This is a genomic window from Williamwhitmania taraxaci (assembly GCF_900096565.1).
In the GTDB taxonomy this organism is placed as follows: domain Bacteria; phylum Bacteroidota; class Bacteroidia; order Bacteroidales; family Williamwhitmaniaceae; genus Williamwhitmania; species Williamwhitmania taraxaci.
Window position 1 is genome coordinate 1 of sequence record NZ_FMYP01000110.1, and the last position, 329, is coordinate 329.

The following is a 329-nucleotide window of genomic DNA, read 5'->3' on the forward strand; positions in this document are numbered from 1 at the left end:
GAGTAATTCTCATCTTCCTGTTCTGAAAAAATGCAATTCCTTTCTCTCCAATCAATCCTATAAGTTGCATTTGTTACTTGAATTTAGGAAATATTAACGATAACACAAATTCTAAAATAAAATAATACAAGTCAAGTTTTTAGCAATCTTTTTTTTGTTTTTTTTTACTTTGCTTGCTGTGCAAGGGTTCTGGATATGGTGACGAGTAAACTTTTTACGTAGGTTAAGTTATATCTCTCATACCATTTCCATCCGTTCATATTGGACCGCAGCTACAATCAAACGCGATTTCCATCCGTTCATATTGAACCGCAACTACAATCAAACGC